13 protein-coding genes are annotated in these 12598 nt (G+C 53.2%); 1 reads left to right on the top strand and 12 read right to left on the bottom strand.

All coding sequences use genetic code 11. The features are described from left to right. Position 1 precedes the first annotated feature (1 nt). The 8 genes from roxA to rluE all read right to left on the bottom strand — a co-directional run bounded on the left by roxA (position 2) and on the right by rluE (position 7858). Positions 2–1123, bottom strand: a complete 1122-nt coding sequence (gene roxA, locus I6L53_RS12695; RefSeq protein WP_042319570.1) for a [50S ribosomal protein L16]-arginine 3-hydroxylase — start codon at positions 1121–1123, stop codon at positions 2–4. 96 nt (positions 1124–1219) lie between these two features. Continuing rightward, positions 1220–2683, bottom strand: a complete 1464-nt coding sequence (gene phoQ, locus I6L53_RS12690; protein WP_042319568.1) for a two-component system sensor histidine kinase PhoQ — start codon at positions 2681–2683, stop codon at positions 1220–1222. Beyond that, complete coding sequence (phoP, locus tag I6L53_RS12685) at positions 2683–3354, bottom strand: two-component system response regulator PhoP (RefSeq protein WP_042320079.1); 672 nt, start codon at positions 3352–3354, stop codon at positions 2683–2685. Before phoP ends, phoQ begins: the two co-directional genes overlap by 1 nt. Positions 3355–3515: 161 nt before the next feature. Further along, complete coding sequence (gene purB, locus I6L53_RS12680) at positions 3516–4883, bottom strand: adenylosuccinate lyase (RefSeq protein ID WP_042319567.1); 1368 nt, start codon at positions 4881–4883, stop codon at positions 3516–3518. A gap of 3 nt (positions 4884–4886) precedes the next feature. Next, positions 4887–5528 (bottom strand): high frequency lysogenization protein HflD, encoded by a 642-nt coding sequence (gene hflD / locus I6L53_RS12675; protein WP_042320078.1) that lies wholly within the window; start codon positions 5526–5528, stop codon positions 4887–4889. Positions 5529–5564: 36 nt separating this feature from the next. Next, positions 5565–6671 carry a tRNA 2-thiouridine(34) synthase MnmA gene (gene mnmA, locus I6L53_RS12670; RefSeq protein WP_217124946.1) on the bottom strand — a complete coding sequence of 369 codons (1107 nt, stop codon included), beginning with the start codon at positions 6669–6671 and terminating at the stop codon, positions 5565–5567. Positions 6672–6724: 53 nt separating this feature from the next. After that, complete coding sequence (locus I6L53_RS12665; protein WP_042319564.1) at positions 6725–7186, bottom strand: NUDIX hydrolase; 462 nt, start codon at positions 7184–7186, stop codon at positions 6725–6727. A gap of 3 nt (positions 7187–7189) precedes the next feature. After that, positions 7190–7858, bottom strand: a complete 669-nt coding sequence (rluE, locus tag I6L53_RS12660) for a 23S rRNA pseudouridine(2457) synthase RluE (RefSeq protein ID WP_042319561.1) — start codon at positions 7856–7858, stop codon at positions 7190–7192. A gap of 171 nt (positions 7859–8029) precedes the next feature. Between rluE and icd the strand changes: the two genes are divergently transcribed. Beyond that, a complete protein-coding gene (icd, locus tag I6L53_RS12655; RefSeq protein ID WP_042319560.1) occupies positions 8030–9280 on the top strand; it encodes an NADP-dependent isocitrate dehydrogenase in 1251 nt (416 codons plus the stop codon). 238 nt (positions 9281–9518) lie between these two features. Here the strand turns inward: icd and I6L53_RS12650 are convergent, their stop codons facing one another. From I6L53_RS12650 to I6L53_RS12635, 4 genes are all read right to left on the bottom strand, one after another. Continuing rightward, a complete protein-coding gene (locus tag I6L53_RS12650) occupies positions 9519–9797 on the bottom strand; it encodes a CPCC family cysteine-rich protein (RefSeq protein ID WP_232231075.1) in 279 nt (92 codons plus the stop codon). Between the two features lie 116 nt (positions 9798–9913). Beyond that, positions 9914–10405, bottom strand: a complete 492-nt coding sequence (locus I6L53_RS12645; protein ID WP_042319557.1) for a LuxR C-terminal-related transcriptional regulator — start codon at positions 10403–10405, stop codon at positions 9914–9916. A gap of 169 nt (positions 10406–10574) precedes the next feature. Then, on the bottom strand, positions 10575–11879 hold the full coding sequence (locus I6L53_RS12640) for a hypothetical protein (RefSeq protein WP_042319554.1): 1305 nt from the start codon (positions 11877–11879) through the stop codon (positions 10575–10577). After that, positions 11876–12562: a fimbrial biogenesis chaperone gene (locus I6L53_RS12635; RefSeq protein ID WP_232231074.1), complete on the bottom strand. Its 687-nt coding sequence runs from the start codon at positions 12560–12562 to the stop codon at positions 11876–11878. Before I6L53_RS12635 ends, I6L53_RS12640 begins: the two co-directional genes overlap by 4 nt. Between the last annotated feature and the right edge of the window lie 36 nt (positions 12563–12598).

Below are 12598 nucleotides of genomic sequence, written 5' to 3'. Positions count from 1 at the left end.
GTTACCCTTCGAAGAACCAGTAGCCGCTGTTGACCAGCGCTGCCAGCATGGCGAGGAATGAGGGATCTTCCAGCGCGTCACCAAAATTCTCCGCTGTCAGCACGATATGACTGGCGAGCGCTTCCAGTGCCGGTCGGTGCGGGGAGTCAATTCTTTCGCCATTGGCATAAACGTCATCACCCACGCGCAGTACCCGTAATCCCCCCAGACGCACCAGTACATCGCCCTGCTTCAGGGCATCATAGATCTCATCAGGCTGATACGGCGGCTCCGGCGGTGCAATATCCAGTTCATGACGCGACTGAGAGATAAACTCACCGAACCATTGTTTGAAATGCTCCGGCTGATTAATCAGATCCAGCATCATGGCGCGCAGTTTGTCCATTTCCTGCGGCAGGACGTCGGCAGGATGTTCACGCGCGGGTACGTCCGGGTCGCTGTAATACGTACTGCCCAGCTCACGTTGCAGGACATAATCGGCAAAACCGCTGATCAGTTCGCGTGTATTCGGCGCGCGGAAACCGACCGAATAGTTCATCGCGTTTTCCAGCGCATAGCCTTCATGCGGGAATCCCGGCGGAATATAGAGAATATCGCCCGGTTCCAGTTCTTCATCAATGATGGCGTCAAAAGGATCTACCTGCAGCAGATCCGGATGCGGGCAGTGCTGTTTCATCTGCAACTTTTCACCCACGCGCCAGCGGCGGCGACCCGTCCCCTGAATGATAAATACATCATACTGATCGAGATGCGGGCCTACGCCGCCGCCGGGTACGGAGAATGAGATCATCAGATCGTCAATACGCCAGTCGGGTAGGGCGCGGAAGGGGCGCATCAGCGCGGCGGTCGGTTCATGCCAGTGGTTCACCGCCTGTACCAGTAATGACCAGTTATTTTCGCCGAGATGGTCATAGCTTTCGAACGGACCGTGGCTGACCTGCCATTTACCCTCCTGATGGCTTACCAGACGGCTATCGACTTCGTTTTCCATCGCCAGCCCTGCCAGTTCGTCAGGAGAGAGGGGATCGATGAAGTTATTAAAGCCGCGTTTTAACACCACCGGGCGCTTTTGCCAGTGACGTTCAAGAAATTCGGGCCAGTTGAGTGTTAATTGGTATTCCATATTGAGCTTCCACAGGCTGGGGCTGGTATCTGTCACCGATTATAACGGATGCTTAACCAGATGCGTGCAGTTGGCTCATATTTATTACATTTTGGATTAGTCGTCTTTTGTCCCCGGCTGCTGATGACCAAAAATGACCTCCATGTGCGCACCGCCGAGCAGGCTGTCGCTGGCAACAATTTTGCCGTCATATTGTTCGGTGATCTCTCGCGCTACTGCTAATCCGACACCTTGTCCCGGACGTAGCGTATCTACACGTTGACCGCGGTCGAATACCAGATCGCGTTTGCTATGAGGGATACCAGGACCGTCATCTTCTACCACGATGTACAGATGATCGTCGGTCTGGCGGGCGGAAATTTCGACAAACTCCAGGCAGTACTTACAGGCGTTATCCAGCACGTTGCCCATCACTTCGACAAAGTCGTTTTGTTCACCGACGAAGCTGATTTCCGGCGAGATATCGAGGCTAATGTTCACCCCTTTACGCTGATACACTTTGTTCAGCGCCGACGTGAGATTATCCAGCAGCGGTGCGACTGGATGCAGTTCGCGACTCAGCAGCACGCCGCCCCCACGCATACTGGCGCGATGCAGATAATAGCCGATTTGCTGCGAGATCCGGCTGATCTGTTCGAGCATTACCGGCTCGGCGTCACTGACGCTCAACTTTTCGCTGCGCATTGAGCGCAACGTACTTTGCATCACGGCCAGCGGGGTCTTCAGGCTGTGGGTGAGGTCGGTCAGCGTGGTGCGATATTTGTCATAACGTTCGCGCTCACTTTTCAGCAGGCGGTTCAGGTTGCGAACCAGACTGGTCAGCTCACGCGTTGTTGTAGGGTTCAACTGTTCGCGGTGGTGTTCTTCCAGTTCCCGCACTTCACGCGCCAACGCTTCGATAGGGCGTAGGCTCCACCAGGCCGCAACCCAGAGCAGGGGAATGACCAGCAGCAGGTTGGCTGCCAGCACATAGATAAACCAACTCCAGACCATATATGAACGTTTAAGCTCAATCGGAATGGTATCCACCACCACAATCGTCAGTTGCGGCATACGCGCAGTGGCCGGGTAGACGTTCACTGCCACCGAATGGGTCATTTCGGCGTCGTCATCATCCTCCTGCACCTCTTTCAACTGCTCCTGGACAGAGTGATCGTCATTGAGCAGCGCGCTGGTGGCGCTGATGTCTGCTTCTATCTCATGGAACCCGTTGCTTTTCAGCCAGTCAGGCTGAATCAGTCTGACAAGCCAGGGCACGTCACGCTGGGCCCACAGCAATTTGCCGTTCTCATCATAGATCAACGACATCGTGGGGCTTTGCACATTGAGATGCTCGGGAAGTTCGACGTGAATCTTATTATCTTCCCACTTTGCGAGAGTATAGAAGAGGTTACTTTCCCCGCGCAGCAGACGAAACGTGGTTTTATCAAAGCTCACGCTATAGCCGACCAGCGCGACCATGCCATAGGCCAGAGAAAGCACCAGTACCACGCCCGCGGTCGCCAACAGGAAGCGCAGGCGCAGCGACAGCGGGAAAAGATGACGCAACAGTTTATTCATCAGCGCAGTTCAAAAAGATATCCCTGACCTCGCACGGTGGTAATGACTTCGTGCGGATACTGGGCCTGTATTTTTTTACGCAGGCGGCCCATCAGCACGTCAATGGTGTGGCTTTCGCGCAGCTCGGCGTCCGGGTACAACTGCAACATCAGCGAGTCCTTGCTGACCACTTTGCCATTATTACGGATCAGCGTTTCTATGATGGTGTACTCAAACGCAGTGAGTTTAATCACTTCATCATTGACCGAGAGTTCACGGCGAGAGAGATCAACCTGGAATGGGGGAATAGAGATAATTTGCGACGCGTGGCCACTGTTACGGCGCATCAGCGCCTGCATCCGCGCGGCGACTTCTTCAATATGGAACGGTTTGGTGACATAGTCATCCGCACCCGCGCTCAGCACTTCCACTTTATCCTGCCAGCTTTCACGGGCGGTCAGGACGAGGACCGGGAGGGAAACATCATTGCTGCGCCAGCGGCGGATCAGTGTCAGTCCATCCTCATCCGGAAGCCCCAAATCGACGATAGCGATGTCAGGCAGGTGTTCGTTAAGGTAATAATCGGCTTCTTTGGCATCTTCGGCATCGTCAACCTGATGCCCGGCATCCTGAAGCTGAACTTTCAGGTGATGACGTAATAACGCATTATCCTCAACAACCAGTACACGCATCATCTTTTCTCTCTGTCTTTACGGTATTAATAGTTTAACGCTGATTATGGTGTTGCGGGGATAAACATTTCGTAAACCGGGGAAAGGGAAGTGCTGAATGGTGGTGCGAGCAATATGTGGGGAGTCGGCCCAGTGACCTGGCGTCACCGGGCCGGGTATGACTACAGCTCGTCAACCAGGGTGATGGCACGACCAATGTAGTTGGCCGGGGTCATGGCTTTCAGACGGGTTTTTTCGTCGTCCGGCAGCGGCAGGCTGTCGATAAATTGCTTCATGCCTTCAGCATCGACGCGCTTACCACGGGTTAACTCTTTCAGCTTCTCATACGGTTTTTCAATGCCGTAACGACGCATCACTGTCTGGATCGGCTCAGCCAGCACTTCCCAGTTGTGATCCAGTTCGTCGAGCAGACGATCGCGGTTCACTTCCAGTTTGCTCACCCCTTTCAGCGTGGACTGATAGGCGATCAGCGCGTAGCCGATACCCACGCCCAGGTTACGCAGCACGGTGGAGTCCGTCAGATCGCGCTGCCAGCGTGAAACCGGCAGTTTGCTCGCCAGATGCTGCAACACCGCATTAGACAGTCCCAGGTTACCTTCAGAGTTTTCGAAGTCGATTGGGTTCACTTTGTGCGGCATGGTGGAAGAACCAATTTCACCGGCGATGGTTTTCTGCTTGAAGTGGTTCAGCGCGATGTAACCCCAGACGTCGCGATCGAAGTCGATCAGAATGGTGTTAAAGCGGGCGATGCAGTCAAACAGTTCAGCAATGTAGTCGTGCGGCTCAATCTGGGTGGTGTACGGGTTCCACTGAATACCCAGCGAAGTGACGAACTCTTCGCTGAACTGATGCCAGTCCACTTCCGGATAGGCGGCAATGTGGGCGTTATAGTTACCGACGGCACCGTTGATTTTGCCGAGGATTTCCACCTGGTTAAGCTGACGGAACTGACGCTCCATACGATAAGCCACGTTAGCCATCTCTTTGCCCAGGGTTGACGGCGTAGCCGGCTGGCCGTGGGTGCGGGAGAGCAGGGGAATATCGCGATACTGCACGGACAGATCTTTGACCGCGTCAATCAGTTGACGCCAGTAAGGCAGAACCACTTCATCGCGGGCGGTTTTCAGCATCAGCGCGTGAGACAGGTTGTTGATGTCTTCAGAGGTGCAGGCGAAGTGAATGAATTCGGACACCGCGTGCAGTTCCGGGACATTCGCCACTTTTTCTTTCAGGAAATACTCAACTGCCTTGACGTCGTGGTTGGTGGTGCGCTCGATGGTTTTAATACGCGCCGCATCGTCTTCATTGAAGTTCGCGACGATCGCATCGAGGAAACCGATTGCGTCGGCAGCAAAAGCAGGAACTTCCTTGATCGCTGCGTGCGCGGCCAGTTTTTGCAGCCAGCGTACTTCTACCTGTACACGGTATTTCAGCAAACCGTATTCGCTGAAAATCCCGCGCAGCGCGCTGACTTTATCGCCGTAGCGTCCATCGACAGGGGAAACGGCGGTCAGTGAGGATAATTCCATAGATCACAACTCCGGGGTTAAATGAGCAAGAATTTGTTTTGCCTGAGTGGTCAGGCGATTACGAGAAAACATCAATTGCAGACGGCCACCGCCGACCTGATGCCAGAGCACGGCGGCGCGAATACCGGCCAGAAGCGAGGCGCGAACTTTGGCCTGTACCTGCGGGCTTTGCAACACGGCAGGGGAACCGGTCACCTGAATGCGCGGACCCAGCGGGCTGATGACATCGACATAGATACCGGCCATTGCGCTCATCAGCGTTTCGGACTGCAGATCAAAGTGATCGAGCTGGCGTTGCAGGCCGTTGATCCGCTCGCCCAACGTATCGAGCGCGCCTTTGGCGGCGGTGAGTTTACGCTCGAGCACCATCAGGCTAAGCGTATACCGCGTCAATTCCGCATTCAGCCCCTGACGGCTGCTGGCATTCAGCACGCCGAGCAGGGTTTCCAGACCGAGGCGCAGATTGGCCTCGCTGCCGCCGAACACGCCCAGCGTTGAGCTGGGGTTCATATCGATAACGCTGTTCAGTGAGACGTGGAGCGCATCGGCATCACAATGTCCCTGGTGCGCAAGTTGTTGCACCAGGCGTGCTGACTGGCAGATCCCAGCCAGTGCGAGGGTGATGTCATAATAATTCTTTGCCACGGTCACTGCTTCCTTGTTTTAGTCCAGAGAGAATAATTATACCGGCAGGGGCAGTCGCTGCTCGATAATACCGCCGCCAAGGCACACTTCGCCGTTGTAAAAGACCGCTGACTGGCCTGGCGTGACGGCAGCCACCGGTTCGTCAAACATCACCTCGACGCGTTCACCATCCAGTGCTTTAACGGTGCACGGAATATCGGTCTGGCGGTAGCGGGTTTTCACCGTGCAACGCATCGTGCCGGTGAACGGCTGGCGATCGACCCAGTGCAGATGCTGCGCAATCAGACCAACGGACATCAGACGCGGATGCTCATGACCCTGAGCAACCACCAGGATGTTGTTCTCAACATCTTTGTCCACGACGTACCACGGATCTTCCGTTCCTTCTTTAGTACCGCCGATGCCCAGACCTTTACGCTGACCCAGCGTGTGGTACATCAGCCCCTGATGCTGACCAATCTCTTCGCCATCCACGGTAATGATTTTACCTGGCTGTGCTGGCAGATAACGGCCAAGAAACTCGCGGAACTTACGCTCGCCGATGAAGCAAATGCCGGTAGAATCTTTTTTCTTCGCAGTAACCAGCCCCAGGTCTTCGGCAATTTTGCGCACCTGAGGTTTTTCCAGCTCACCAACCGGGAACAGGCTTTGCGCGATCTGCTCATGGCCGAGTGTGTAAAGGAAGTAGCTCTGGTCTTTATTGCTATCTAATCCGCGCAGCAGGCGGCTTTTGCCATCGACATCCGCCCGACGGACATAGTGTCCGGTGGCGATATAGTCTGCGCCCAGATCTTCTGCAGCGAACTCCAGGAAGGCTTTAAATTTGATCTCTTTGTTGCACAGAATATCCGGATTTGGCGTACGGCCCGCTTTGTACTCTTCAAGGAACAGTTCAAAGACGTTATCCCAGTATTCTGCCGCAAAGTTTACGGTATGCAGTTCAATGCCGAGCTTATCGCAGACGGCCTGAGCATCGGCCAGATCGGCTGCCGCTGTGCAGTATTCCTCACCGTCGTCCTCTTCCCAGTTCTTCATGAACAGGCCTTCTACCTGATAACCCTGTTGTTGCAACAGCCAGGCGGAAACGGAGGAATCGACACCGCCGGACATGCCGACGATCACTTTTTTTGGGCTTTCTGACATTGGAATACTCACGACATTGAACTTCAAGGCGGCATATTCTAGCACGCAGCCCCTTACTTGACACCCTCTGTAAACGGCCAGTTAAATTCACCGATCGTCTCCAGCGGGTAGCGCATTCCGCTCTGCCAGCAGCGAACACTTTCGGCAACCAGCGGGGAACGCAGGTTTGGGGCGTTGAGGAGGGTGTCGGCGCTCACCCAACGGCAGCAGTCAATATCGCTGTCATGGGGTTCTGTGTCGCACATATTGGCAAGTTCAATAGAAAACAGGAAACGCAAAAACGGCGTGTTGTCAGGTGCAATCCACTGATGCATCCGAATGAAGTGTTGAGGCTGCGCTTTTATGCCGGTCTCTTCCCACAACTCCCGCGCAGCGGCCTGCACCAGCGTTTCGTCTGCTTCCAGATGTCCGGCGGGCTGGTTCCATAGCGCTTTACCGTTGATGGTCTCTTCAACGATTAAAAATTTATCCTCTGCATGAACGATGCAGGCGACCGTGACGTGTGGTTTGAACATGGCTTATCCTTTATTTTCTTCTTCAGTGACATCGCGCCATTCACCGTTAGCCAGGTTTTCCAGGGTGTAATCGCCCATCGCGTAGCGGATCAAACGCAGCGTGGGAAAGCCAACGTGCGCGGTCATTCGTCTTACCTGGCGGTTACGGCCTTCATATAATGTCACTTTCAGCCAGCGAGTGGGGATGCTTTTACGTTCGCGAATCGGCGGATTGCGCGGCCACAGCCACTCCGGCTCCCCGACAACCTCAACGCCAGCGGGCAGGGTGGGGCCATCGTTCAGGGTCACACCCTTGCGCAGCGCATCCAGTGCCTCTGCCGTGGGTTCGCCTTCCACCTGCACATAATAAATCTTCCCGGTACGCTTGCCGGGCTGGGTCAGTCGCGCCTGTAATGCGCCGTCATTGGTCAGCACCAGCAACCCTTCGCTGTCTCTGTCGAGACGACCGGCTGCGTAAATGCCCTGCACAGGAACGAAATCCTTCAACGTGCTGCGTCCAGCCTCGTCAGTAAATTGCGGCAAAACATCGTAAGGTTTATTGAACAAAACCACGCGTTTTGGCTGGTTTTCTTTCCGACGCTTAGTGACTTGTCGTTGGCTGAATCGCTCAACCCGGTGATTTCTAAAAGAAGTTTTTTGCATGGTATTTTCAGATCTTATCAATTGCCGCATTATAGCCTAATAACGAGTGTCTTTCATGGCAGCGAACATTAGGGTAGTATTGACATGCTCATTACAAAACATTAACAAAAAATTGCTCTAACGCAGTCGTGCAGCAGGACGCAAAGGCACATGCAGCGCGATGACAGACGAGCAAACCAGAAGCGCTCGAAGGAGAGGTGAATGGAAAGCAAAGTAGTTGTTCCGGCGGAAGGTAAAAAGATCACCCTGCAAAACGGCAAACTCAACGTTCCTGAGAATCCGATTATCCCGTTTATCGAAGGCGATGGTATCGGTGTTGACGTAACCCCTGCCATGTTGAAAGTGGTCGATGCCGCTGTCGAGAAAGCCTATAAAGGTGAGCGTAAAATCTCCTGGATGGAAATTTACACCGGTGAGAAATCCACTCAGGTCTACGGCCAGGATGTCTGGCTGCCAGCGGAAACCCTGGATCTGATTCGTGACTACCGCGTGGCGATTAAAGGCCCGCTGACCACCCCAGTCGGTGGTGGTATTCGCTCTCTGAACGTTGCGCTGCGTCAGGAACTTGACCTGTACGTCTGCCTGCGTCCTGTTCGTTACTATCAGGGCACTCCAAGCCCGGTTAAACATCCGGAACTGACCGATATGGTTATCTTCCGTGAAAACTCAGAAGACATCTACGCTGGTATCGAGTGGAAAGCGGACTCTGCAGATGCAGAAAAAGTCATTAAATTCCTGCGTGAAGAAATGGGCGTGAAGAAAATTCGCTTCCCTGAACACTGCGGTATCGGTATCAAGCCGTGCTCTGAAGAAGGCACCAAACGTCTGGTTCGTGCGGCGATCGAATACGCGATCACCAATGACCGTGATTCTCTGACGCTGGTTCACAAAGGCAACATCATGAAGTTCACCGAAGGCGCGTTCAAAGACTGGGGTTACCAGTTAGCGCGTGAAGAATTCGGCGCTGAACTGATCGATGGCGGCCCGTGGATGAAAATCAAGAACCCGAACACCGGCAAAGAGATCGTGGTTAAAGATGTCATCGCCGATGCGTTCCTGCAACAGATCCTGCTGCGCCCGGCTGAATACGATGTGATCGCTTGTATGAACCTGAACGGTGACTATATCTCTGACGCCCTGGCAGCACAGGTAGGCGGTATTGGTATCGCCCCAGGCGCTAACATCGGTGACGAATGTGCGCTGTTCGAAGCGACGCACGGTACGGCACCGAAATACGCCGGCCAGGACAAAGTGAACCCGGGTTCTATCATTCTCTCCGCTGAGATGATGCTGCGCCACATGCAGTGGTTCGAAGCCGCAGACCTGATTGTTAAAGGCATGGAAGGCGCGATTGCCGCGAAGACCGTGACCTATGACTTCGAACGTCTGATGGAAGGCGCTAAACTGCTGAAATGTTCAGAGTTTGGTGACGCGATCATCGCAAATATGTAATAGCGATAATTGTTAAATCTATTAACGGGAGCGTATCGCTCCCGTTGTTTTTGTGAGTCCGCTAACCGTTATCAAAATTTTATCAAAACTAGTTTTCAAAACCCGGTAGTTTGCGGGGAGTAGGGCGGTCAGATGGTAGTTCCACTGCCAGGTCCCATTAGGCATTCCTCATTTTTTATGTTTATTGGCGGTGGATGCTCGTTACTATTTAAGGACTGTTCTGTGCCAGAGGTGGACGTTAAGTGTTAAATGCAGCCTTTGCCTCATTGAGGCTCATGGCATTTTTTCCTTCCGATAAATCATGATCGGCTGATTGCTCAGGATCTTCCATCCATTCACATTGCGGGCAAATTGCATGACCACTGGCTTCAACAGACATCATTAATCCACAGCAGGGGCATGAATAATGTCTGTGGCTCATGACATCATTATTTTGCTCTACCACATTGGATGGTGCGAAATTTTGATTTGTCTTCATTTTCGGACTTTCCTGAATGAATTGCATCATAATTTTCATAGGTTGTTTCTGCTCACAAGAAAAACGATCATGCTATTTTAATACCACCATCAGAAATAATATTTAATGTTCATGGGTATCTGCAAAAATAATAAACGATGAAATCAGCACGTCTCTCAATAATAGACTGATGTATCTTCCAGTTCACGCCAGTGACACATTACCGACAGAAATTGTGAGATATTTTTGATCTTCATCTTTCGCAGTGCCCTTGATTGGCTGCAACAGACAGAACGCTCGCTGGTTTGCATTTTACGGGCGATCTCTTTTTGCCACACTCCATTCAGATAATATTGCATCACTGTTTTTTCTCTCAGAGATAATAATCTCGTACTGTCAGGAAGAGGTCGCCCTTCAGTTATACGAAAAACATAATAACAGTACTCTTCTGGAGACATACTCTTCGTCAGTAAATACCCACGAATCTCAGTAAACAGACTTAATGAATCAGCGCCACGGTTACGAGCTATCTCTTCCTTGCTGGTAAGGTAGATAATTTCAGCACCAGAATCAAAAACAACAATATTATCTGTATTTTCAATCCCTGACTGACTCAGCAATAACTGAAGGCCGCTGATAAACCAGTTGTTATGTGAAAATATCTGCATACTTCTTGCTCCCTGCGATATGTGGATAGCAGAGGCCAACCTGTGGCTTCTGCCCTGACTCAGTAATCCAGCGTCAACAGCGCGTCCCCTCTTAATGATTTTAAAGCTTATTTACCCCTGCTACGACATGATGTTGATATACCCTCACCGTAAGAGAGGTGGTTCCCTTTTAGTTGTACGTTACCCAGATATTGACCTTCCCGGAAACCGGTCCGGTATAGTTATTCCCGCCGACGGTGATCGGCCCGTTCTGGATATAATTCGCGGTGAACATGGCCTGACTGGTTGAGGTATAAAGCGGTACAGATTCTGCGTCAGTACGCACCTGACCATGGCTCCCTGTACTGGTCTGGGTGACGCCATCAACGTTAACCCGGTTGCCGTTGTACTTCATCTGGATTTCGAGTCCGTTGACTTTGCTTCCCCCACCGTCATACAGGGTGACGTTTTTCTCGGCAAATGTTGAAGGTGCACTGCCGGTATCCTCAAACCGGAACTGAACATCCGCCACCTGACCCGAACACTCCAGGTCCAGTCCGACGGGTACAGCCGCTCCGGTCGCCGGGGTCCCGGTATAGTTCACCGTATCGGCCGCCCAGGTACCCATGCTGATGTTGTAATCGGTGGTGCGCAGTCTGCACGATGGCGACACTACTGTAATGGCATTGCCCGCCAGTAAATCGGTTGGCAGCGACGGATGCAGTACTGCTGTTGTGTTCCAATATATTGAAGGGGTACCACCCACTCCCAGGCTACCATACTGGACAGTATCTGCCGTTTTTATCAGTTCCGCCTTAACGGAAATTCCCTGTGCAATAGTCTGAATTGAATGCCTATAAGAGCTGGGGCCAGTTGCATAGATCCTTGTATAAAGATACGCTGCGGGGCCAATAGGTCCTCCCCACACATAAACGACATCTCTAGGAGCCTGACTGACACTTGCCTGACCATCAACTCTGTACAGGGTTGTATAACTGTAGTTAGTGCCTGCGCCATCCACTGCTGAATCCGTATCCGCTTTGACGGAAAAACGGATCCCGATCCCCGGCAGCGTGGTGGCATACACCGGATTCGTGCCGCTGAACCCTGTACTTAAGGTCATGCCCGTGATAAGGAAATCTGCAACAATGAGATTCCCGCTAATACTGCCGTTATTCACATTCGTGGAGTTAGTACTGTTATCAATACCGCTGCCTGTACACTGGACGCGGAACCCCGGTAAAAAACTGTTAAAGTCCCACGAATACAGGACCGTTCCCACCGGAGCGGCACTGTCCACCACCAGCGTCCGCGGTACCTGCAGCGGGCGGATGTCCGGCAGGGTATAGGCGCAGGAGCCCGCTGGCTGCCCGGCATGGTCTCCTGTGGCCCAGGTATAGTTGTATGACCATGTCGCCGCCGATGCTGGCATGACGGTCAACCCCGCCATCACCGCCATGACCGCACACCCTGTCAGCCGCCATAACCTGCTCATGGCCTGACCTCCTGGCTGTGCGCTTCACCGGCGCCACCCCAGTCATTCATCGCGCTCCAGGTCACCTTCACGGATGCTCCCGTCTGTGCCGGCAGACTGTAGCGCTGGCTTCCCTGCGGCGGAACCATGGTGTTCTTCTCCTCCGGCGTCACCTTCCGGCAACTGTCACAGCCCACTGTCAGTTGTCCGAAGCTGATGTAATAAGGGGTAGGATTTGTCGCCACCAGCCACGTCTGATTTCCTTCGCGCTGCAGGCTCCAGCGCAGCGCGCCGGACGAGGCTCTCGCCCCTGCAGAGGTCAGCCCCGCCGGGCGCACAAACACCTTAATCCGGCTTCTGACCGCCAGCACCAGACGGTTGGCAACATCCTGCGCCTTCGGCGGAATTTCCTGTAGCGACAGCCAGTACACCGACTCCCGGTCCCGCGGAATTTCGCCCCGCATCACCACCAGACGGAGTTTGCCCTCACTCTTGCCCTCCATCTTCATCACCGGCGGCGTCAGCACCAGCGGCAGACCGTCATCACGCCCCTGTAAATCCTCCAGCCATGACTGAAGCATGTAGGTGGTATCACTGTCATTAATCACCCCAATCGATGTCTCTTTGTCATCGGCATAGGCAATCACTCTCGTCAGTTGTGGACGGACAGCCGCGCTGGCCGCAGAGGAAAGCAAACCTGCCATTAACAGTCCTGCACATATCTGTCTGAATTTCATTGT

Source organism: Citrobacter farmeri, assembly GCF_019048065.1.
GTDB classification, from domain to species: Bacteria; Pseudomonadota; Gammaproteobacteria; order Enterobacterales; family Enterobacteriaceae; genus Citrobacter_A; species Citrobacter_A farmeri.
The sequence above is the reverse complement of the archived record's forward strand: the minus strand, read 5'-3'. Positions and strand labels throughout refer to the sequence as shown.

What these genes read in the sequence shown, in the direction of transcription:
- roxA (WP_042319570.1), bottom strand. Translation starts at nt 1,123, where the DNA reads ATGGAATACCAATTAACACTCAACTGGCCCGAATTTCTTGAACGTCAC.
- phoQ (WP_042319568.1), bottom strand. Translation starts at nt 2,683, where the DNA reads ATGAATAAACTGTTGCGTCATCTTTTCCCGCTGTCGCTGCGCCTGCGC.
- phoP (WP_042320079.1), bottom strand. Translation starts at nt 3,354, where the DNA reads ATGCGTGTACTGGTTGTTGAGGATAATGCGTTATTACGTCATCACCTG.
- purB (WP_042319567.1), bottom strand. Translation starts at nt 4,883, where the DNA reads ATGGAATTATCCTCACTGACCGCCGTTTCCCCTGTCGATGGACGCTAC.
- mnmA (WP_217124946.1), bottom strand. Translation starts at nt 6,671, where the DNA reads ATGTCAGAAAGCCCAAAAAAAGTGATCGTCGGCATGTCCGGCGGTGTC.
- I6L53_RS12665 (WP_042319564.1), bottom strand. Translation starts at nt 7,186, where the DNA reads ATGTTCAAACCACACGTCACGGTCGCCTGCATCGTTCATGCAGAGGAT.
- rluE (WP_042319561.1), bottom strand. Translation starts at nt 7,858, where the DNA reads ATGCGGCAATTGATAAGATCTGAAAATACCATGCAAAAAACTTCTTTT.
- icd (WP_042319560.1), top strand. Translation starts at nt 8,030, where the DNA reads ATGGAAAGCAAAGTAGTTGTTCCGGCGGAAGGTAAAAAGATCACCCTG.
- I6L53_RS12650 (WP_232231075.1), bottom strand. Translation starts at nt 9,797, where the DNA reads ATGAAAATTATGATGCAATTCATTCAGGAAAGTCCGAAAATGAAGACA.
- I6L53_RS12645 (WP_042319557.1), bottom strand. Translation starts at nt 10,405, where the DNA reads ATGCAGATATTTTCACATAACAACTGGTTTATCAGCGGCCTTCAGTTA.
- I6L53_RS12640 (WP_042319554.1), bottom strand. Translation starts at nt 11,879, where the DNA reads ATGAGCAGGTTATGGCGGCTGACAGGGTGTGCGGTCATGGCGGTGATG.
- I6L53_RS12635 (WP_232231074.1), bottom strand. Translation starts at nt 12,562, where the DNA reads ATGGCAGGTTTGCTTTCCTCTGCGGCCAGCGCGGCTGTCCGTCCACAA.